Genomic DNA, 19,945 nt, shown 5'->3' on the forward strand with positions numbered 1-19,945 from the left:
ATTTCGGATCTGAGTTGGCTTCAGGTTTTTGTGCGGTCTTGGCTGACAAGAGGCATAGAAAGCACCCTGGCACCGACAAAACTGTGGGAGGGGGCAAGCCCCAATGCCGGTCAGTTAAGAGACGGAACGGGCAACCAGTAACCTGTGGCGAGCGGGCTTGCCCCGCGTCGGGCTGCGAAGCAGCCCCAAAACATAGTCCCGGAGCTGCCTGGCATACTGCGACGCTCCTATTGGGGCTGCTGCGCAGCCCAACGCGGGGCAAGCCCGCTCACCACAGTTACAGTGTTCCTCCTTAACTGACTGGCATGGGGGCTTGCCCCCGATAGCGGTGTATCAGCCATGGTTAGTTTGACTGACACACTGCCATGGGGGCAGGCCTCCTCCTACATTTGGATCTTCATTTATCTGAAGGTCAGTGGTGTTTCAGTAATTTGCTTTCCAGGTGATCCAGGTGTTGGGTCATCAGGGTCACTGCAGTGTTTGAGTCGCGCTGCTCAATCGCATCCACAATCGCCACATGCTCCTGCCACGCGCAATACGTGCAGGCTTTCGCTTCATATTGGGCGATGACCAGCGACGTCAACGGCACCAGGCTGTTGAGGAACTGCGCCAGTGGCGCATTGCCTGCCATCGCCGCCAATTGCAGATGAAACTCCCCGGACAACCGAATCGCCGGTCCACGCTGGTCGTGTTCGATGCACTCGCGCTCGCGGCCGATCAGCTCGCGCAGTTGGCGGATCTGCGTCGGGGTAGCCTGAGCGCAGGCCAGCTGTACCACGGTGATTTCGGTCATGCGCCGGGCTTCGAGGATGTGTCGGGTTTGCAGACTGTCCGGCGCGGCGACCTGGGCGCGCTGGTTGGGCCGCAGGATGATCACTTGCTGGTGGGACAGCTTGGCCAGCACCCGGCGAATCACGCTGCGGCTCACGCCAAAGGTGTCGCCCAGGCCTTCTTCGGTAAAACGGCTGGAAGGAGCGATGCGTTGTTCGAGGATGGCATCGAACAACTGCGGGTAGATGTCGTCCACCGATGGCTTTTTACCGGCCACCAGGCGCAGGGCTGGCTGGATCGGGTCGCGTTGCAGGGCGTGAGCGGTCATGGACTGTCTCCAAAAAAATCAGCTGCCGAGATGGTCGTCCGGAATGTTCAGTGCAATGCCCATGCGCAATCCTTCCTGCAGGATATGCCGGCGCATTTCTGCGCTGGCCAGGGCGCTGTTCTTGTTGCGTATCGCGCGCACCACGGCCTCGTTTTCCTGCAGGCGTTCGGCCAGGTGTTCAGGCGAGTTGCGCAACACCTGGGCGCTTTGCTTGAGGGCGTTGCGGGTCTGCTGCACCACGTTCTGGAAGATCGGGTTGGACGTCAGCGCGAACAGCTCCTCGTGGAAGTCGACGTAGGCGTTCATGCCGGCTTCGGCGTCACCGGCATCCAGGGCTTCGCGCATGTCCATCAGGGTCAGGCGCAACTGGCCGACTTCCTTGCTGCTGATGGACTGGGCCACCAGGCCGACGATAAAGGGTTCGAGGGTGTAGCGCAGTTGCAGGATATCTTCGAGGCTGGCGTCGGCTACGGCGTCGCTCGACTGCGGTTCGCTGACGCTGGTTTCCAGCACGACCACGCCTTTGCCGGGCATGGAGCGCACCAGGCCCAGGGTTTCCAGCACGATCACAGCTTCACGCAGGCTGGGGCGGCTGATACCCAGCTGTTCGGCCAGTTCGCGCTGGCCGGGGAGCATTTCGCCGCGGCGCCATTGGCCTCGTGCCAGGGCGGCGCGGAGTTTTTCTACCACTGAATTGACGACGGTTGAGCTGCTGATCACGTCGATACTTCCTTAATGTTGCTAATACAGTCAGGTGGGAGGGAGCAAGCCCTCCCGCATCAGCCAGTGTTGCCCATGAGACAGCGTTAGAATTCCTGATGCGCCGGCAATACCGGTTTCTTGGCCTGGAAGGCATACCCTTGCTGGCCGTCCAACACCTTGTTGGCGCGTTGGATATCGATGTCTTTTTCCCAACGGGCAATGGCGACAGTGGCGACGCAGTTACCAATCAGGTTGGTCAGCGCGCGGCCGATGCCCATGAACCAGTCCACTGCCAGCACCAGCACCAGGCCTACCACCGGAATCGCCGGGATCGCCGTGAGGGTCGCCGCCAGAATCACCAGTGCGGAACCGGGAATGCCGTGGGCGCCCTTGGAGGTGATCAGCGACACCAGCAGGATGGTCAGCAGGTCGGTCATCGACAGCGGTGTGCCGGTGGCATTGGCGATAAATACGATGGCCAGGGTCAGGTAGATCGAGAACCCGTCGAGGTTGAACGAGTACCCGGTCGGAATCACCAGGCCCACGGTGGAGCTGCCGATGCCCAGGTGTTCCAGTTTGCGCATGATCTGTGGCAGCACGGCGTCGGACGATGCGGTGCCCATCACGATCAGCAACTCTTCGCGCAGGTACTTGAGCAACGGCAGCATGCGCAGGCCCGACAGGCGCATCACCACGCCGAGGACCAATCCCACAAAGGCAAAGCAGGTCAGGTAAAACAGGCCGACCAGGCTGCCCAAATGCTGCAGGGAGTCCAGGCCGTACGTGCTGGTGGTGAAGGCGATCGCGCCGAACACGCCGATCGGCGCCAGGCGCACGATCATGCCCATGATGCGGAAAATCACATGGCTCAGTTCGTTGATCAGTCGCGAGATACCCGACGCCGCTTCGCCCACCAGGTTCAACGCACTGCCGAACAGCACCGAGAACAGCAGGACTTGCAGCACGTTGTTGTCGGCAAAGGCGCCGATCACCGAGTTGGGGATCAGGTCCATCAGGAACTGGCTGGTGCCGCGGATGTGCTGGCCCTTGTCGGCCAGTTCATTAAGGCCGGCGGAGGAGAGCTGTTCCAAGTGGATGTTGGCGCCGGTGCCGATGCCGGTACTGAAGGCCATGACCAGGCCGATCACCAGGGCGATGGTGGTCAGCACTTCGAAATAGATCACCGACTTGAGGCCGATGCGCCCGACTTTTTTCAGGTCGCCGGCACCGGAAATGCCGCTGACCACCACGCAGAATACGATCAGGCCGATCAGCATTTTGATCAGCTTGATAAAGCCGTCGCCCAGGGGTTTGAGTTGCGAAGAGAATTCGGGAAGGGCCAGGCCGCAAACAACGCCTAGCATCAGGCCGATCACGACTTGCAGGAAAATCGAACGCGAGCACCATCTGAGCATGGGAGGGATCTCTATTCGGTGCCCTGGTGGTTCCAGGGCTTAATTGTTGTGGTCATACCGGTAAGTCCAGTGCGGGGCCAGTCTACGCCGGGTTTTTTTGAAATCACAAGTAATAATTCGGCGGTTGGCAGGTCCCGGTCTGACCAGTGGGTCGGCGAGTGCGGTGCTTGAGCGGTTGGCGGCGGGCAAATTTTTTCGCTTATCATCCGCCGCTCGGCATAGGAGAGGCACGCATGGATACACCAGGCTTGAGCACCGATGAGCGCGGGCATAGCCATTGCGCCTGGCGCAGCGCCGCGCCGGAATACCCGCGCTATCACGACCATGAGTGGGGCGTGCCGGTGGCCGATGACCGCCAGTTGTACGAGAAGATCTGCCTGGAAGGGTTTCAGGCGGGACTGGCGTGGATCACCATCCTGCGCAAGCGCGAGCAGTTTCGTGCGGCGTTCGACGGCTTTGATTTCCACCGCGTGGCGCAGTATGGCGAGGCGGATATCCAGCGCCTGATGCAGGACCCAGGCATCGTGCGTAATCGGGCCAAAATCGTTTCCACGATCAATAATGCACGCCGCGCGCGTGAGCTGGTGGAGGAGACCGGCTCGCTGGCGCAGTGGTTATGGGCCTTCGAGCCCGGCCCGGAAGAGCGCCCGGCCGTGGTGGACCTGGCTTACTGGACCGGCAACCCGACATCGCCGGCTTCGGTGCGTTTATCCAAGGCTTTGAAGAAACGTGGCTGGACGTTCGTGGGGCCGACCACGATGTATGCGTTGATGCAGGCGATGGGGATGGTCAATGATCATCTCGAAGGATGCGCATGTCGCCCGCGGATTGAAGCGCTGCGGCGCCAGTTCAAGCGCCCTTGAATTGCCGACTCGGCGCGGTTGAAACTGTGGGAGGAGGCTTAACCCCGATAGGCATGGGTATATCCATCGTCAGCAGAATATCGCGGACCTTGTCCAGGGCCGGGTCGATATCGAGCAGTTCAATGGCACCGAACCCGACAATCAAGCCTCTACGCACCGGCGCGTCATGAAAGAACACCTCCAGCGGGTACAAGCCGACGTCCACCTGCCGCGCCAGCTCCCTCAGCCGTGCAATATTTACCTGCACCTTGCACAGGGCAGCCAGGTGGAAACCGGCCACCGTGGGTATTGCTTCGAACCACGGCGACAGATCGCCCGCCAGGCGCTGCAGGATGCGTTCGCGGCGCGCGGCGTACACCGCGTGGCAGCGGCGTATGTGTTTGAGCAGATAGCCGTCGCTGATAAATTTGGCCAGCGCCCATTGCGGCAACGTGGAGCTGTGCTGGTCGGTCAGTTGCTTGGCCTTGAGCACCGCGCCGTGGATCGCCGGCGGCAGTACCACATAGCCCAGGCGTAATTCGGGCAGCAGGGTCTTGGAGAAGGTGCCCACGTAAGCCACTACCCCGCGGCCGTCCAGGCTTTGCAGCGAATCGGTAGGGCGGCCCTCGTAGCGGAATTCGCTGTCGTAGTCGTCCTCAATGATGATCGCGCCCAGCTCGAACGCCCGCGCCAGCAAGGCTTCGCGCCGCGCCGGGCTCATGGGCATGCCGAGGGGAAATTGATGCGAGGGCGTGACATAGATCAGCCGCGTGCCGTCGGGGATCTTGTCCACCTCAATGCCCTGGTCGTCCACCGGAACGCTGGCGACGCTGGCCCCCATCGCCATGAACAGCTGCCGCGCGGGGCTGTAGCCGGGGTCTTCCATCGCGACGACGCTGCCCGGTTCCAGCACCACGCGGGCGAGCAGGTCCAGCGCCTGTTGCGCGCCGTTGGTGACCACGATGTCGCTGTCGCGGCAATTGACCCCGCGTGAAAACGCGATATGCCCGGCGATGGCGCTGCGCAATTCCGGCAGCCCTTCGGGTTGACTGTAGAACCCGCTGTGCTCGGCGATGCGCCGCAGGGCGTGATGGGTGCAGCGGCGCCATTCATCCTGAGGGAACTGCTGACGGGTGGTGGCGCCGCCGATAAATTCATAGCGCAGGCGCTTGTCGCCGGCGGGGTGATGCATGGGGGAGGGCAGCGCTTGCCACTTCGCCAGGTTGGCGGCGCAGGCGAGGTCGGTGGCGGCCTGCACGCGATCAGGCTGCGGCGCCCATGCGTTGACGAAGGTCCCACGGCCAATCCTGCCTACCAGCAGGCCTTCATAGGTCAACGTGGCGTAGGCATCGGACACGGTCTTGCGCGATAGGCCCAATTGCTTGGCCAGCAAGCGGCTGGGTGGCAGTTGCGCACCCGCCGCCAGGCGCCCGGCGCAGATGGCTTCACGCAACTGTTGATAAAGCTGGGCCGCCAGGTCTTTACGCCCGTTGATGACGAGGTGCAGTTCCATGTTTCATCCTGAGACAGATCGATCTGCGCCAAGGTTACCCGCAAATCGATCTGTCGCGCTGTGGCAGCACTCAGGACAGGAAACCACCGTCCACATTCAGCGACACACCGGTGGTGTAGCTCGACGCATCGCTGGCCAGGAACAGCACCGCGCCGGCCATCTCGCTGGGGGCGGCCACGCGTTTGAGGGGGATCTGTGCCAGGGCCATTTTCAGGATCGAGTCGTTCTTGACCAGTGCCGAGGCGAACTTGGTGTCGGTCAGGCCCGGCAGCAACGCGTTGCAGCGAATGCCGAATTCGGCGCATTCCTTGGCGAACACCTTGGTCATGTTGATGACTGCGGCCTTGGTCACCGAGTAAATGCCCTGGAATATGCCGGGCGAGATGCCGTTGATCGAGGCCACGTTGATGATGCTGCCGCCGCCGTTTTCGCGCATCAGCTTGCCGGCTTCCACGGACATGAAGAAGTAGCCACGGATATTCACGTCCACGGTTTTCTGGAACGCGCCGAGGTCGGTGTCCAGCACGTTGCAGAATTGCGGGTTGGTCGCGGCGTTATTGACCAGGATATCCAGGCGCCCGAACTGCTCGCGAATGCCAGCGAACACGTGGCTGATCTGCTCCATTTCACCGATGTGGCAGGCCACCGCCGTGGCCTTGCCGCCGTCGGCGATGATCGCATCGGCTACGTGCTGACAGCCTTCGAGCTTACGGCTGGAGACGATTACGTGGGCGCCTTGCTGAGCCAGCAACTTGGCGATGGCCTCACCGATGCCACGGCTGGCGCCGGAGACAAACGCGATCTTGCCGTCGAGGTCGAACAGGTGGGTCTTGGACATGAGGGTTCCTTAGAGGGCTGATTTGCCGATGACATTCAGGCTCATTTGCTCGAGCAGTGCGTTCATCTGGATGAACTGCGCAAAGCGTTTGTCCTGGGTCTGGCCATGGAAGAAGCGGTAGTAGATCTGCTGCACGATGCCGGCCAGGCGGAACAGGCCGTAGGTGTAGTAGAAATCGAAGTTGTCGATCCGGATGCCCGAGCGCTCGGCGTAGTAGTCGACGAACTCGCGGCGGGTGAGCATGCCTGGCGCATTGCTCGGCTGGCGGCGCATCAATTGCACCGGTGCCGGGTCGGCGGCTTCGATCCAGTAGGCGAGGGAGTTGCCCAGGTCCATCAGCGGGTCGCCCAGGGTGGTCAGTTCCCAATCCAGCACGCCGATGATCTGCATCGGGTTATGGGGGTCGAGGATCACGTTGTCGAAGCGGTAGTCGTTATGCACGATGCTGGAGGTGGGGTGATCGGCCGGCATCTTGTCGTTGAGCCAGGCGCGTACCGCCTCCCACTTCGGCGCGTCGGGGGTCAGGGCTTTTTCGTAGCGCTCGCCCCAGCCGCGAATCTGCCGCGCCACGTAGCCTTCGGGCTTGCCCAGGTCGGCCAGGCCGCAAGCGCTGTAGTCCACCTGATGCAGTTCGACGAACTTGTCGATAAAGCTTTTGCACAGTGCTTCGGTCCTGGCGGCGTCCAGGCCCAGCTCGGCGGGCAGGTCGGAGCGCAGGATGATGCCGTTGACGCGTTCCATCACATAGAATTCGGCGCCGATCACTGACTCATCGGTGCAATGCACGTAGGCTTTGGGGCAGTACGGGAACCCGTCTTTGAGCTGGTTGAGAATGCGGAATTCACGGCCCATGTCGTGGGCGGACTTGGCTTTGTGCCCAAAGGGCGGGCGGCGCAGCACAAATTCCTGATCGGGGTATTCCAGCAGGTAAGTCAGGTTGGAGGCGCCACCGGGGAACTGGCTGATGGTGGGCGTGCCGTTCAACCCCGGGATATGGGCCTTGAGGTAGGGATCGATCAGGCCGGCATCGAGTTCTTCGCCGGGGCGAATCTGGGTGGATTGGTCGTTCAGCGCCATGCTTATCCCTTCTGCTTATTCTAAAGGCCTCGGACTATTGGCTAATCTAATGCGCGCCACCGCCCAGCCACAAGGTCGGGGCGGTTTAATAGGTTAGCGTGTTGCACGATGATCAACGTGCCTGATCGGTCATTTTGCGGGCGGGGGCAGGGCGACCGGGGTGAGCACCGGGCGCCCGGCGAAGTACTCCACCAGGTTGTCGGCCACGCGCTGCACGGTGTCATGCGCGGCTTCGGGCGACAGACCGGCGACATGGGAGGTGAGCACGGTATTGCCCAGGCGTTTGAGGGCGTCGGGCACCTTGGGTTCGTCGTCGAACACATCCAGGGCTGCGCCACCGATGCGGCGCTGTTCCAGGGCGGCAATCAGGTCGGCGGTGACCACCACGCTGCCGCGTCCGATATTCACCAGATAACCATGGGGCCCGAGGGCGTCCAGCACACGTCGGTCGATCAGGTGCCGGGTGCCGTCGCCGCCCGGCGTGGCCAGGATCAGGAAGTCTGCGGTGCGCGCCAGGTCCAGGGCCGTGGCGCAGTAGGTGTAGTCCACGTCATCCCGTGGTTGGCGATTGTGGTAACTGATCTCCATGCCAAAGCCCAGGGCCGCGCGCTTGGCGATCTCCAGGCCGACGGCGCCGAGCCCGAGAATACCTAACTGCTTGCCGCCCAGGGACGGGCGCATCACCTTGGGCCACTCGCCGCGCCGCACGGCCGCATCGTTCTGCGGGATACCCCGTACCAGTGACAGCAACAACGCCATGGCGTGGTCGGCCACCGATGGCGCGTTGACGCCGGCGCCGTTGGTGACCACGATCCCGCGATTGCTGGCGGCCTGCAGGTCGACGTGTTCATAGCCGGCGCCGATCACGCAGATGATCTCCAGCAGCGGCAGCGCGGCGATTTCCTCGGCGTACAAGCCCAGCGGACCACGGGTCAGCACGGCCTGGATCTGCCCGCCGTGGGCCTTGATGGCGTGGGCGCGTTCGGCGGGCGTCGGGGCCAGGATCACATGAAAATCGTTACTCTCGATGATGGGCAGGTAGTCGTTGATGGTTTCAACCAGGACCAGGACAGTGGTGGTCATCGCAAGGCTCTTCCTTGGGGGTTAGAGAGCACCAGTATGCGGGATTTGTAAGACAGAGCGTTTTATCGGGAAGGAAAATTTACTGCTCGTAGGATCGGGCACGTTCGCCCCTGTGAGCGCCTGCACCGGTCAACCATTCCTCAGCTAAGTCTTTGCTTCTTCACGAGAATCCCGGACAATCCGGGCCCTTCTATGGTCGGGGCGCTGCCTGTCAGGTTTTTCTGACTCGTCCCGGCCGTGTAAATGCGGAGATCCGACCGGATGAATGATCAGGCCAATAGCGTCGATGAACGCTATGCAGCGACACCTGCAACCCTCACGCGCTGGAGCCGCCAGGACACCACCTGGATGCTCGGCCTGTTCGGCACCGCCATCGGCGCCGGTACTTTGTTCTTGCCGATCAACGCGGGGCTGGGCGGCTTCTGGCCCCTGGTGATCCTGGCGCTGCTGGCATTCCCGATGACGTTCTTCGCCCACCGTGGCCTGACGCGGTTCGTGCTGTCCGGTCGTGAAGGCTCCGACATTACCGACGTGGTAGAGGAGCACTTCGGCATCAAGGCCGGGGCGCTGATCACGCTGCTGTACTTCTTTGCGATTTTCCCGATCCTGCTGATCTACAGCGTGGCGCTGACCAACACCGTCAGTAGCTTCATGGAACACCAGTTGCACATTCTGCCGCCGCCACGGGCGATCCTGTCGTTCGTGCTGATCCTGGGCCTGCTGGCCGTGGTGCGCTGCGGCGAGCAGGTGATCGTCAAGGCCATGAGCCTGATGGTGTATCCGTTTATCGTCGCCTTGCTGTTTTTGGCGGTGTACCTGGTGCCGCACTGGACCGGTGGCATCCTCAGCACCGCCCGCGAGGTGCCGGCGCCGGCGGCGTTGCTCAATACGTTGTGGCTGGCGATTCCGGTGATGGTGTTCTCGTTCAACCATTCGCCGATCATCTCGGCGTTTGCGGTGGATCAGAAGCGCCAGTACGGCGCCCATGCCGATGAGCGCAGCTCGCAGATCCTGTCCCGCGCGCACCTGTTGATGGTGGCGATGGTGTTGTTCTTTGTGTTCAGCTGCGTGCTGACCCTGTCGCCGGCCCAGTTGGCCGAAGCCAAGGCGCAGAACCTGTCGATCCTGTCGTACCTGGCCAACCACTTCAACAACCCGACCATCGCATTTGCTGCGCCGTTGATCGCGTTTGTGGCGATCGCCAAGTCGTTTCTGGGGCACTACATCGGTGCCAGCGAAGGCCTCAAGGGCCTGGTGCTCAAAACCGGTCGCCGCCCGGCCGCCAAAACCCTGGACCGCATGACCGCCGCCTTCATGCTGGTGGTGTGCTGGATCGTCGCCACGCTCAATCCCAGCATCCTCGGCATGATCGAGACGCTGGGCGGCCCGGTGATTGCGTCGATCCTGTTCCTGATGCCGATGTACGCCATTCGCAAAGTACCGGCCATGGCCAAGTACCGTGGGCAGGCGTCCAACGTGTTTGTCACGGCGGTCGGTTTGGTGGCGATTACGGCGTTGGTGTATTCGCTGATGGCTTAAGTGGTGTGGGAGGGGGCTTGACCTCTCCCACCATTGTTTTGCCTTGAGTAATGGCTTGTTCCAGACATAAAAAAACGCCGCGTATCTTGCGATACGCGGCGTTTTTCACATCAACACACCGTTAAGCTTGCAGCACCGGGATGTTGGCGCTGGCCGCGATCTTGCGGAACTCGGCGATCTGGTCGAAGTTCAGGTAGCGGTAGACATCGCTGGCCATGGTGTCCAGCTTGGCCGCGTAACCCATGTACTCCTCGACGGTCGGCAGGCGACCCAGGGTGGAGGCAACTGCCGCCAGCTCAGCCGAGGCCAGGTAGACGTTCGCGCCGTCACCCAGACGGTTCGGGAAGTTACGGGTCGAAGTCGACACGACGGTGGAGTTCGGTTCTACCCGTGCCTGGTTACCCATGCACAGCGAGCAGCCCGGCATTTCCATGCGTGCGCCAGCCTTGCCGTAGATGCCGTAGTAGCCTTCTTCGGTCAGTTGGTGAGCGTCCATTTTGGTCGGCGGCGACAGCCACAGACGGGTTGGCAGCTGACCCTTGACCTGTTCCAGCAACTTACCGGCAGCGCGGAAGTGACCGATGTTGGTCATGCACGAACCGATGAACACTTCGTCGATCTTCTCGCCGGCAACGCTGGACAGCAGACGGGCGTCGTCCGGGTCGTTTGGTGCGCAGAGGATCGGCTCGTTGATCTCGGCCAGGTCGATTTCGATGATTTCGGCGTATTCGGCGTCGGCATCGGCTTCCATCAGCTCCGGGTTGGCGACCCAGGCTTCCATCGCTTGGGCGCGACGTTCCAGAGTGCGCGCATCGCCGTAGCCTTCACCGATCATCCAGCGCAGCAGGGTGATGTTGGAGTTCAGGTACTCGGTGATGGACTCTTTGGACAGCTTGATAGTGCAACCGGCAGCCGAACGTTCGGCCGAGGCGTCGGACAGCTCGAACGCCTGCTCCAGGGTCAGGTCGTTCAGGCCTTCGATTTCCAGGATGCGGCCGGAGAAGGCGTTTTTCTTGCCTTTCTTCTCTACGGTCAACAGGCCAGCCTGGATCGCGTAGTAAGGAATGGCATGAACCAGGTCACGCAGGGTGATGCCAGGTTTCATTTTGCCTTTGAAGCGCACCAGGATCGATTCCGGCATGTCCAGCGGCATGACGCCGGTGGCGGCGGCGAACGCGACCAGACCGGAACCTGCCGGGAACGAGATGCCCATCGGGAAACGGGTGTGGGAGTCGCCACCGGTGCCGACGGTGTCCGGCAGCAGCATGCGGTTCAGCCAGCTGTGGATGATGCCGTCGCCTGGACGCAGCGACACGCCGCCACGGGTCATGATGAAGTCAGGCAGGGTGTGGTGGGTGGTCACGTCGATCGGCTTTGGATAGGCCGCGGTGTGGCAGAAGGACTGCATCACCAGGTCGGTCGAGAAGCCCAGGCACGCCAGGTCTTTGAGTTCGTCACGGGTCATCGGACCGGTGGTGTCCTGGGAACCCACGGTGGTCATCTTCGGTTCGCAGTAGGTGCCTGGACGCACGCCTTTGCCTTCCGGCAGGCCGCACGCCTTGCCGACCATCTTCTGCGCCAGGGTGAAGCCTTTGCCGGTATCGACCGGGGCTTCTGGCAGCTTGAACAGATCGGTCGGGCCCAGGCCCAGCTCGGCACGCGCTTTTTCGGTCAGGCCACGGCCGATGATCAGCGGGATACGGCCGCCGGCGCGGACTTCGTCCAACAGCACCGGGGTCTTCATTTCGAAGGTGGTCAGGACTTCGTCGGTGCCGTGTTTGCAGACTTTGCCGGCATGCGGGTAAAGGTCGATCACGTCGCCCATGTGCATGTTGGTGACGTCGAATTCGATTGGCAGTGCGCCGGCATCTTCCATGGTGTTGTAGAAGATCGGAGCGATCTTGCTGCCGAAGCAGAAACCACCGGCGCGCTTGTTCGGTACGTAAGGCACGTCGTCGCCGAAGAACCACAGTACGGAGTTGGTGGCGGATTTACGCGACGAACCGGTACCGACCACGTCACCGACGTAGGCGATCGGGAAGCCTTGGCCGCGCATCTCTTCGATCTGCTTCATCGGGCCGGTCTTGCCTTGCTCGTCCGGCACGATGCCTTCGCGCGCCATTTTCAGCATGGCCAGGGCGTGCAGCGGGATATCAGGGCGGGACCAGGCGTCCGGGGCAGGGGACAGGTCGTCGGTGTTGGTTTCGCCGGTGACCTTGAACACGCGCAGGCTGATCTTGTCGGCCAGGGTCGGACGGTTCTTGAACCACTCGCCATCGGCCCAGGACTGCAGCACGGCTTTAGCGTGTTGGTTGCCGTTCTTGGCTTTTTCAGCGACGTCGTGGAAGGCATCGAACATCAGCAGGGTGTGCTTGAGTTGAGCGGCGGCAACAGGTGCCAGCTCGGCATCGTCGAGCAGCTCGACCAGGGTCACGATGTTGTAGCCGCCCTGCATGGTGCCAAGCAGCTCAACGGCGCGTTTCTTGTCGATCAGGGGGGAAGTGGCTTCGCCCTTGGCCAGGGCGGACAGGAAACCGGCCTTGACGTAGGCAGCTTCGTCAACGCCTGGTGGAATGCGGTTGGTGATCAGGTCAACGAGGAATTCTTCTTCGCCAGCCGGAGGATTTTTCAGCAGCTCGACCAGGCCTGCGGTTTGTTCGGCATTAAGCGGCTGGGGAACGATACCCAGGGCTGCACGCTCTTCGATATGTTTGCGGTAGGCTTCAAGCACAGTTATTACCCTCATCAGTGGTCCCACGGGACGCTCATCCAGAAATGATCGGCACGCGTGCGCTCGGGGGCTTTTTGGGCCGCAAAGCCAGCGCTGCCGGCATTTCTCACAGAAGCTGCTTTCAAAGTTTTACGCCTGCAGAACGGAGCTGATGAGGGTTGGCGCTGATGCTCGACCTACCGGGTCGTTCACCATCGCCAACACCGTTCTGAAGGAACGACTGTGCTCGTGACGCTTTGAAAACAGCTTCCAGCGGATTATTGGCGCCTTACAAGGCCGGATGATTCTACGGCAAAAAAAATTTAAAGGTAAGTTGCCATGTCACGTTTGCCGGGTGATCAACCTTAGACAAAGGGCTAACATGACGCACTGTTTCACTGATTTGCGTGCCGCCGCCCATGTCCAACCAAACCATCAAAACCCCCTGCGTAGGCCTGTGCTCCACCGTTTACGGCGACCTCGTTTGCCGTGGCTGCAAGCGCTTCCACCATGAAGTGATCCAGTGGAACGGCTATAACGAAGAAGAAAAACGCGCGGTCTGGCTGCGGTTGGAGCACTTGTTGGTGCAGGTGATGGCCGGCAAGCTGGAAGTGTTCGACCCTGGCAAACTGCGCGGGCAACTGGAGCAGCGCAAGATCCGTTTTGTGCCGCACCAGTCCGCGTACTGTTGGGCGTACCAGTTGATTGCTCGCGGGGCGCGGGTGATCAATAACCTGGAGGCGTACGGCATGGTGCTGTTGCCGGAGTTTCGCGAGTGGGCCTTGCCGGAACTGCGCGATGCCATCGACCGTGAGTTCTTTATCCTCTCCGAGGCCCATTACCAGCGCTATATCGCCCCGGCCTTCTTGAACGATGCACTCGCTGACTGACAACACACATCCAAATGGGGGAGGGTCTTGCCCCCACCCACATTGGATCTCGGTGGTATGGGGGAGTCGGCGTCAGGCCTTGGTCGCCAGTGCCCCCAGGTCATCCATCAAGGTCTGCGGCTTGAGCACCAGTACATCGCTGTCCACCGCGTCCAGTATCACCTCCGCCGTATTACCGATCAGCGCTCCGGAAATGCCGGTGCGCCCCACTGTGCCGATGATGGTCACGGCCGCTTTCAGTGTGTGGGCAAGATGGGGGATCAATACGTCCGCCGGGCCCTCTTCGACGTGCAGGTGTGCGTCATCCACATCGAATTTAGCCTGGAACGCCTTGCACTGCTCGCGATAACGCGCCTCGATGGTTTCCTTGAGCTGGAACGTCGGGTCCGCCGCCGACAGCATCGGCGAAGGATGGGCGCTGATCACATGCAACTGCGCCTTGGCCAGACTGGCGATTTCGAAGCCATGGTCGATGATCGCGTGATGCAGTTCGCGGTGTTCTGCGTCGTTGTTGCCCACATCAATCGCCGCCAGAATCACCCCGCCCGCCCAAGGCGTGGACGTCTTCACCAGCAGCACCGGCGTCGGGCACACGCGCAACAGTTTCCAGTCCGCCGGCGTCAGCAGCGCCTTTTTAAGCGGGCTGTCGGGAAAGTGCTGCTTGATCACCAGCCCACAGCCTTCGGCCTGCTGCACGTCGATAATGGTGTCATGCAGGCTTTCATTCCACGCCTGCTCGGTGGTCACGCTGTAACCGTCTTCCTGCAAGCCGGCCTTGAGCAGGCTCAACAGCGCCGAATGCTCGTGTTTCCTGTCGCAGATCAGCAAATGCAAGTGCGCGCCGGTGACCCCGGCGATCAGCTTGGCGCGCTTGAGGGCCAGGCTTTCCGAATGCGCGGGCTCGATGACCACCAGGATGCTGCGAATGGCTTGCATGATCGGATCTCCAAAAGGGTGAGCGTGGAACAACTATAGTTGCTGCCCGCCGGACGTCATGTTGATGCACATCAAGCCCGGTGGCTGGTGGTCTGCGGCGCGGTCGGTATAATCGCCCCCCTTTTGTGATCCTTTGCCCGTGAGCCCGATGAACCTGCCCGAAATCCACGAATTCCTCGGTTGCCGTACCCCTGACGCCTGGGTCCAGGCCGCGTTGGCCGATCAGGACACCCTGTTGATCGACCACAAGAACTGTGAATTCAAGGCCGCCAGCACCGCGCTTAGCCTCATGGCCAAGTACTACGCCCATGTCGACCTGATCAACATGATGTCGCGTCTGGCCCGGGAAGAACTCGTGCATCACGAGCAGGTCATGCGCCTGATGAAAAAGCGCAAAGTGGAACTGCGCCAACTGCACGCCGGGCGTTATGCCTCCGGACTGCGCAAAGTGGTGCGCAGTCATGAGCCGGTCAAGCTGGTGGACACTCTGGTGGTCGGCGCGTTTATCGAGGCGCGCAGTTGCGAGCGTTTCGAAGCGCTGGTGCCGCATTTGGACGAAGAACTCGGCAAGTTCTACTTTGGCCTGCTCAAAAGCGAAGCGCGGCATTTCCAGGGCTATTTGAAATTGGCCTACCAGTATGGCGACGCCAGGGACATTGCCCAGGTGATCGAGCGGGTAAGGGCGGCGGAGCAGGAATTGATCGAGTCACCCGACATCGAGTTCCGCTTTCACAGTGGCGTGCCAGCCTGACGCTACCGCGACGCCGATCAGCGCGGTGATCCCGGTCAGTAACAGGATCACCGTTTGCGTGCCGACAGGCGCGGCCAGCAGCGCAACCATCAAGCCCGCCAAGGGTTGGGCGAGATTGTTGAGCAGGGTGATCACGCCTACGGTCTTGCCGAAGTCCTGCACCGGAATCACCCGCTGCCGGGTGCTGCGCAGGTACACGTTGAACATCTTGTCAAAGCCTGTGATCAGCAGGAAACCCAGGGTGTAGGCCCACACATCAGGGCTGATCGCCGTGATCAGCGCACCGACGGCAATCATTGAATAGCCCAGCCCGCCCATGAGCTTCATGGGCAATGCCGAGTGAGCCAGATAGAACAGAATCCCGATGGTGACCAGCGCCCCGGCAGCCTGGAGCAGGGCGTAGCTGTCCTTGCCGGCGCCGAACTGGCCGGTGACCATGGCCGCCGAGGTCGCCAGCGTTACGCCGACGATCAGGTTGACGCCGACCGCCAGGGTGATGATGCGCTTGAGTGCCGCCAGTCGACCTATGTGGCCGAAGGCGATGCGCAGCGGCTGCAGCCAGATATCGCCGTGCTGGGCATGGCTCGGTAGGTGGATTGTGGTGTGGCGCTGCCAGATCAACATGGCCAGATCGGCCACTACGAACAAGCCGGCCACGCCTGCCACCACCCACGGCCAGCTCCAGACTTGCAGCAGCAGCGCCGCCAGCAGCGGGCCGAGCACCAGGCCGCTCTGATCGGCAATCTGTGAATAGGACAGGGTCTTGGCGTAGCTGTACTGTGGGAAACCATGGGGCATCACCACTTCCCGCGCCATGATGCCCAGGGTCGTCAGCACCCCGCACAGTGCCGATAGGATCACCAGCCAATAAATGCCATCGAACACCCCATACAACGCTACCGTCACTGCGCACACCAGTGCCCGGTAGACCTGGCTGATATGCAGGATGCGCACCGGTGAAAACTTATCGCACAACGCCCCGCACACCGGGAACGCCAGGTAGCGCGGCAGCGACTCGCAAAAAAACGCCAGGCCCGCCCAGGCCACGCTGCCGGTGGTCTGGAACACGATCAGGGGCACGATAAACAACAGAACCTGATCCGCCAGCCGCGACACAAACAGTGAGATGAAGAACGCCAGGTAATCCTTACGCATACAGCTCCCTGGGGTTGGCGTTAAAAACTGCGGGCTATTTGTTAAAAACTCTTAAAAACATGAAGCTTGCCCTGTGGGGAGTTGGCCGACCACTCAAGTGGTGCAGCTTGCCATCTATAATGCCCGCTCTTCAATCAATCGCCGTTTGCACACTGAGAACCTATGGAAAACCTGGGGCTGGGCAAGGTTCTGCTGGTCGAGGACGACGAGCGACTGGCAGGGCTGATCGCACATTTTTTGTCGCAGCATGGCTTTGACGTGCGAGTGGTGCACCGGGGCGACGAGGCCCTGGAAGCCTTTCTGGATTTCACCCCGAAGATGGTGGTGCTCGACCTGATGCTGCCGGGCCAGAGCGGCCTGCAGGTGTGCCGTGAAATCCGTCGCGTGTCGGACACACCGATTGTGATCCTCACCGCCAAGGAGGACGACCTGGACCATATCCTGGGCCTGGAGTCCGGCGCCGACGACTACGTGATCAAGCCGATCAAACCACCCGTGCTGCTGGCGCGCCTGCGTGCGCTGCAACGCAGGCAGGCGCCCGAGCCCACGGTACGTGGCGCGCTGGCGTTCGGCCGGTTGGCCATCGACCGCAGTTGCCGGGTGGTCAGCCTGGGCGACGAGCGCATCGACCTGACCACCATGGAGTTCGAACTGCTCTGGCTGCTGGCCAGCAACGCCGGCAGCATCCTGTCGCGCGATGACATTCTCAACCGCATGCGCGGTATCGCCTTCGACGGGCTCAACCGCAGCGTCGACGTGTACATCAGCAAGCTGCGCGCCAAGCTCAACGACAACCCTCGCGAACCGGTCTGCATCAAGACCATCTGGGGCAAGGGCTACCTGTTCAATCCGTTTGCGTGGGAGGTCTAGGTGCTGCGACTTTACCTGCGTCTGTATCTGATCCTGGCGTTGGGGCTGGCGGGCGCGATCTGGCTGGTCAACTACACCTTCGACGAGTTGGTGCCCGAGGCCAACGAAACCTACAACCGCGAGGCCTTGCGTGGCCCGGCTTACGGCCTGGTGGAGCAATTGCGGCCGCTGCCCGTTACACAGCGCCAGGCGCGGCTTGCTGAGCTGCAACCTTATTACGGGCTGCGTCTGCAACTGGTGCTCAAGGATGCTCAGGCACTGACGGCTCGCGAGCAAGCGCTGCTGGCCGAGGGGCGGCTGGTGGTACGTGGCGACTTTATGGAGTTCCTCGCCGATATTGACGGTGGCCCGCAATTGCTGGAGATCAAGCTGCCGGAAGAGCCTAAATGGCTGTATATGTGGGCCTATGGGTTTCTCGGCGTGTGCCTGGCCGTTGTCCTGTATTTTTGGGTGCGCCCGCATTGGCGCGACCTGGAGCACATCCGCCTGGCCGCCCAACGCTTTGGTGATAACGACCTCGGCTCACGTATCCTGCTGCCGCGCCGTTCCACCGTGCGCGAGCTGGCCGGTCACTTCAATCAGATGGCCGAGCGCATCGAAAGCCTGATCGCCAATCAGCGCGAACTCACCAACGCGGTATCCCATGAACTGCGCACGCCGATCGCGCGGCTGTCGTTCGAACTCGACCAGCTCAAGCAACAGGCCGACCCACGCCAGCGCGGCGAGCTGATTGCCGACATGTACGCCGACCTGGGCGAGCTGGAAGAGATGGTCTCGGAGTTGCTCACCTACGCCAGCCTGGAGCGAGGCGCCACGCAGGTAACCCGCGAGCGCATCGAAGCCCACAGCTGGCTCGACAGCGTTATCGCCAGCGTGGCGCTGGAGGCCGAAGCGGCCGGCGTCCAGTTATCGCTGCGGGTGTGTGAGGTGGACTTTATCCAGATTGAGCCGCGCTTTATGGCTCGCGCGGTGATCAACCTGTTGCGCAACGCCATCCGTTACGCCGAGCGGCGGGTACAGGTGTCGCTGATCGCGTTCGGTAGCGGCTATGAAGTGCGTGTATGTGACGACGGCCCCGGCGTGCCCGAGGACGGCCGCGCGAAAATCTTCCAGCCGTTCATGCGCCTGGACGCCAGTCGCGACCGTCGCACCGGCGGCTTCGGCCTCGGCCTGGCCCTGGTGCAACGGGTGTCCCAGTGGCATGGAGGGCAGGTCGAGGTGCAGGATTCGGAGTGGGGCGGGGCGTCGTTTCGCATGACCTGGGCTTACGCCGAATAACAGCGATGGCGCCCGAGCCAGTTAGGGTGCCAGCGCGCTCAGGATCGCATGCGCCACCTTTACCCGCTCAGCGTTCGGGTAATTCCTGTTCGCCAGGATCACCACGCCTTTGTCCTGGGCTGGCACATACGCGACGTACGCGCCAAAACCGCCGGTGGAACCGGTTTTGTTGTACAGCACATTGGCCGGTTGCGCGTGGGGCGTGGCAAACCAACCGACCGCGTGGGGTTGCATGGCCATCGGCGTGGAGTTGCCGTCGATCAGGGCCTGCAGCGCGATGGGGTAAGGGTAGTACTCCCAGCCCAGAGCCTGGGTCATGCCGTCTACTTGGTAATAACCGCTATGGGCGGTGGCGATGGCTTGTTGCAGCGGTTGCTCCAGGGTTTGCGGGTGCATGTTCGCGATGACGTAATGCGCCAGGTCACGGGCTGTGGTCTTGATGCCATAGGCTTCGCTGTCCAGCGCGCCAGGGGAAACGCGCACGGGCTTGTCCTGCTTGTCATAGCCCTGGGCGTAACGAGGTTTTTGCTCGTCTGGCACGTTTACGTAGGTGTTTTTCAGGCCTAGTTTGGGCAGCAGCGTCTGCTCCATGGCGACGTGGTAAGGCTGCCCCAGGCTTCGCGCGGCCAGATAGCCGAACAGGCCGATGCTCGGGTTGGAATACAACCGCTGCGTGCCGGGGGCGTAGGCGGGTGTCCAGTGCTGGAAGTAGCTGAGCATGTTGTCGGCATTGTCGGCGGCCTGGGGAAACTGCAACGGCAGGCCGCCCGCGGTGTAGGTCGCCAATTGCAGCAGGCTGATACGTTCTAGAGCGCTGCCCTTGAGAGTCGGCAGGTGCTGGGCGGCCGGGTCCGTGAGCTTAAGTTTGCCGGTAGCCTGGGCGTAGCCGCCAAGCGTGGCGGCGAAGGTTTTACTGACCGAACCCACTTCAAACAGCGTGTTTTCGGTCACGGGCTGTCGCGTGTCTCTGGAAGCGAGGCCGTAATTAAAGTATTGCACCTGGCCTTTGTGGATCACTGCCACCGAAAGACCGGTGATGCCTTGCTGCTGCATCAGCGGTTCGACGCTGGCGTTGACCACGGGGCGCAGGTCGGAATCGGCCAGACAGTGACCGGCGCTGAGCAGCAGGCTAGAGAGGGCGAGTGATCGTACGGAGTGACGCATGGTGGTTGGCTTCCCTAATAAGTGGTGCGATAACAATCAAGGCCTGCGCAGGCGCCGCAAATCTAGGTGGATTTCACTGACTG

General features: G+C 61.7%; 16 protein-coding genes and 1 pseudogene. 6 read left to right on the forward strand and 11 right to left on the reverse strand.

Going from position 1 to position 19,945, the window contains the following annotated elements; translation table 11 throughout:
* Positions 1-412: 412 nt before the first annotated feature.
* The 3 genes from OSC50_RS10585 to OSC50_RS10595 form a co-directional block, all read right to left on the reverse strand.
* Positions 413-1,099 carry a GntR family transcriptional regulator gene (locus OSC50_RS10585; protein ID WP_266249672.1) on the reverse strand — a complete coding sequence of 229 codons (687 nt, stop codon included), beginning with the start codon at positions 1,097-1,099 and terminating at the stop codon, positions 413-415.
* Positions 1,100-1,117: 18 nt separating this feature from the next.
* Complete coding sequence (locus tag OSC50_RS10590) at positions 1,118-1,819, reverse strand: FadR/GntR family transcriptional regulator (protein ID WP_266249671.1); 702 nt, start codon at positions 1,817-1,819, stop codon at positions 1,118-1,120.
* Between the two features lie 86 nt (positions 1,820-1,905).
* Positions 1,906-3,231 carry a C4-dicarboxylate transporter DctA gene (locus OSC50_RS10595; RefSeq protein ID WP_181077978.1) on the reverse strand — a complete coding sequence of 442 codons (1,326 nt, stop codon included), beginning with the start codon at positions 3,229-3,231 and terminating at the stop codon, positions 1,906-1,908.
* Positions 3,232-3,449: 218 nt separating this feature from the next.
* Between OSC50_RS10595 and OSC50_RS10600 the strand changes: the two genes are divergently transcribed.
* Positions 3,450-4,079, forward strand: a complete 630-nt coding sequence (locus tag OSC50_RS10600; RefSeq protein ID WP_266249668.1) for a DNA-3-methyladenine glycosylase I — start codon at positions 3,450-3,452, stop codon at positions 4,077-4,079.
* Between the two features lie 73 nt (positions 4,080-4,152).
* On the opposite strand, the pseudogene pdxR reads toward OSC50_RS10600, so the two are convergent.
* The 4 genes and pseudogenes from pdxR to OSC50_RS10620 all read right to left on the reverse strand — a co-directional run.
* Positions 4,153-5,571 (reverse strand): annotated as a pseudogene (gene pdxR, locus OSC50_RS10605) (MocR-like pyridoxine biosynthesis transcription factor PdxR); the annotation flags it as partial.
* Between the two features lie 70 nt (positions 5,572-5,641).
* The gene (locus OSC50_RS10610; RefSeq protein ID WP_181077932.1) at positions 5,642-6,409 is read right to left on the reverse strand and encodes an SDR family oxidoreductase; all 768 of its coding nucleotides are present in this window, start codon (positions 6,407-6,409) and stop codon (positions 5,642-5,644) included.
* Positions 6,410-6,418: 9 nt separating this feature from the next.
* The gene (locus tag OSC50_RS10615; RefSeq protein ID WP_266249666.1) at positions 6,419-7,486 is read right to left on the reverse strand and encodes a phosphotransferase family protein; all 1,068 of its coding nucleotides are present in this window, start codon (positions 7,484-7,486) and stop codon (positions 6,419-6,421) included.
* Positions 7,487-7,615: 129 nt separating this feature from the next.
* On the reverse strand, positions 7,616-8,569 hold the full coding sequence (locus OSC50_RS10620; RefSeq protein ID WP_181077928.1) for a 2-hydroxyacid dehydrogenase: 954 nt from the start codon (positions 8,567-8,569) through the stop codon (positions 7,616-7,618).
* A 261-nt stretch (positions 8,570-8,830) separates the two neighbouring features.
* Between OSC50_RS10620 and OSC50_RS10625 the strand changes: the two genes are divergently transcribed.
* On the forward strand, positions 8,831-10,108 hold the full coding sequence (locus OSC50_RS10625; protein WP_266249665.1) for a serine/threonine transporter: 1,278 nt from the start codon (positions 8,831-8,833) through the stop codon (positions 10,106-10,108).
* Positions 10,109-10,229: 121 nt separating this feature from the next.
* On the opposite strand, the gene acnB is transcribed toward OSC50_RS10625, so the two are convergent.
* Positions 10,230-12,839, reverse strand: a complete 2,610-nt coding sequence (acnB, locus tag OSC50_RS10630) for a bifunctional aconitate hydratase 2/2-methylisocitrate dehydratase (RefSeq protein ID WP_253511851.1) — start codon at positions 12,837-12,839, stop codon at positions 10,230-10,232.
* 398 nt (positions 12,840-13,237) lie between these two features.
* Here acnB and OSC50_RS10635 point away from each other — a divergent pair, with 398 nt between their 5' ends.
* The gene (locus OSC50_RS10635; protein ID WP_181077924.1) at positions 13,238-13,708 is read left to right on the forward strand and encodes a DUF1289 domain-containing protein; all 471 of its coding nucleotides are present in this window, start codon (positions 13,238-13,240) and stop codon (positions 13,706-13,708) included.
* 72 nt (positions 13,709-13,780) lie between these two features.
* Here the strand turns inward: OSC50_RS10635 and OSC50_RS10640 are convergent, their stop codons facing one another.
* Positions 13,781-14,644, reverse strand: a complete 864-nt coding sequence (locus OSC50_RS10640) for a universal stress protein (protein ID WP_253507961.1) — start codon at positions 14,642-14,644, stop codon at positions 13,781-13,783.
* A 148-nt stretch (positions 14,645-14,792) separates the two neighbouring features.
* On the opposite strand from OSC50_RS10640, the gene OSC50_RS10645 reads away from it, so the two are divergent.
* On the forward strand, positions 14,793-15,395 hold the full coding sequence (locus OSC50_RS10645) for a MiaE family protein (protein ID WP_181077920.1): 603 nt from the start codon (positions 14,793-14,795) through the stop codon (positions 15,393-15,395).
* Here OSC50_RS10645 and OSC50_RS10650 read toward each other — a convergent pair.
* The gene (locus tag OSC50_RS10650) at positions 15,351-16,550 is read right to left on the reverse strand and encodes an MFS transporter (RefSeq protein ID WP_266249662.1); all 1,200 of its coding nucleotides are present in this window, start codon (positions 16,548-16,550) and stop codon (positions 15,351-15,353) included. The genes OSC50_RS10645 and OSC50_RS10650 overlap by 45 nt on opposite strands.
* 162 nt (positions 16,551-16,712) lie before the next feature.
* On the opposite strand from OSC50_RS10650, the gene OSC50_RS10655 reads away from it, so the two are divergent.
* Together OSC50_RS10655 and OSC50_RS10660 are read left to right on the forward strand one after the other, a co-directional pair.
* The gene (locus OSC50_RS10655) at positions 16,713-17,420 is read left to right on the forward strand and encodes a winged helix-turn-helix domain-containing protein (protein WP_181077916.1); all 708 of its coding nucleotides are present in this window, start codon (positions 16,713-16,715) and stop codon (positions 17,418-17,420) included.
* The gene (locus tag OSC50_RS10660; protein WP_266249660.1) at positions 17,421-18,698 is read left to right on the forward strand and encodes an ATP-binding protein; all 1,278 of its coding nucleotides are present in this window, start codon (positions 17,421-17,423) and stop codon (positions 18,696-18,698) included. It begins immediately after the preceding gene.
* A gap of 21 nt (positions 18,699-18,719) precedes the next feature.
* On the opposite strand, the gene ampC is transcribed toward OSC50_RS10660, so the two are convergent.
* Positions 18,720-19,862: a class C beta-lactamase gene (gene ampC / locus OSC50_RS10665; RefSeq protein ID WP_253507955.1), complete on the reverse strand. Its 1,143-nt coding sequence runs from the start codon at positions 19,860-19,862 to the stop codon at positions 18,720-18,722.
* Between the last annotated feature and the right edge of the window lie 83 nt (positions 19,863-19,945).

It is taken from the genome of Pseudomonas quebecensis, assembly GCF_026410085.1.
GTDB lineage: Bacteria > Pseudomonadota > Gammaproteobacteria > Pseudomonadales > Pseudomonadaceae > Aquipseudomonas > Aquipseudomonas quebecensis.

What these genes read in the sequence shown, in the direction of transcription:
- OSC50_RS10585 (WP_266249672.1), bottom strand. Translation starts at nt 1,099, where the DNA reads ATGACCGCTCACGCCCTGCAACGCGACCCGATCCAGCCAGCCCTGCGC.
- OSC50_RS10600 (WP_266249668.1), top strand. Translation starts at nt 3,450, where the DNA reads ATGGATACACCAGGCTTGAGCACCGATGAGCGCGGGCATAGCCATTGC.
- OSC50_RS10610 (WP_181077932.1), bottom strand. Translation starts at nt 6,409, where the DNA reads ATGTCCAAGACCCACCTGTTCGACCTCGACGGCAAGATCGCGTTTGTC.
- OSC50_RS10615 (WP_266249666.1), bottom strand. Translation starts at nt 7,486, where the DNA reads ATGGCGCTGAACGACCAATCCACCCAGATTCGCCCCGGCGAAGAACTC.
- OSC50_RS10620 (WP_181077928.1), bottom strand. Translation starts at nt 8,569, where the DNA reads ATGACCACCACTGTCCTGGTCCTGGTTGAAACCATCAACGACTACCTG.
- OSC50_RS10625 (WP_266249665.1), top strand. Translation starts at nt 8,831, where the DNA reads ATGAATGATCAGGCCAATAGCGTCGATGAACGCTATGCAGCGACACCT.
- OSC50_RS10635 (WP_181077924.1), top strand. Translation starts at nt 13,238, where the DNA reads ATGTCCAACCAAACCATCAAAACCCCCTGCGTAGGCCTGTGCTCCACC.
- OSC50_RS10640 (WP_253507961.1), bottom strand. Translation starts at nt 14,644, where the DNA reads ATGCAAGCCATTCGCAGCATCCTGGTGGTCATCGAGCCCGCGCATTCG.
- OSC50_RS10645 (WP_181077920.1), top strand. Translation starts at nt 14,793, where the DNA reads ATGAACCTGCCCGAAATCCACGAATTCCTCGGTTGCCGTACCCCTGAC.
- OSC50_RS10650 (WP_266249662.1), bottom strand. Translation starts at nt 16,550, where the DNA reads ATGCGTAAGGATTACCTGGCGTTCTTCATCTCACTGTTTGTGTCGCGG.
- OSC50_RS10655 (WP_181077916.1), top strand. Translation starts at nt 16,713, where the DNA reads ATGGAAAACCTGGGGCTGGGCAAGGTTCTGCTGGTCGAGGACGACGAG.
- ampC (WP_253507955.1), bottom strand. Translation starts at nt 19,862, where the DNA reads ATGCGTCACTCCGTACGATCACTCGCCCTCTCTAGCCTGCTGCTCAGC.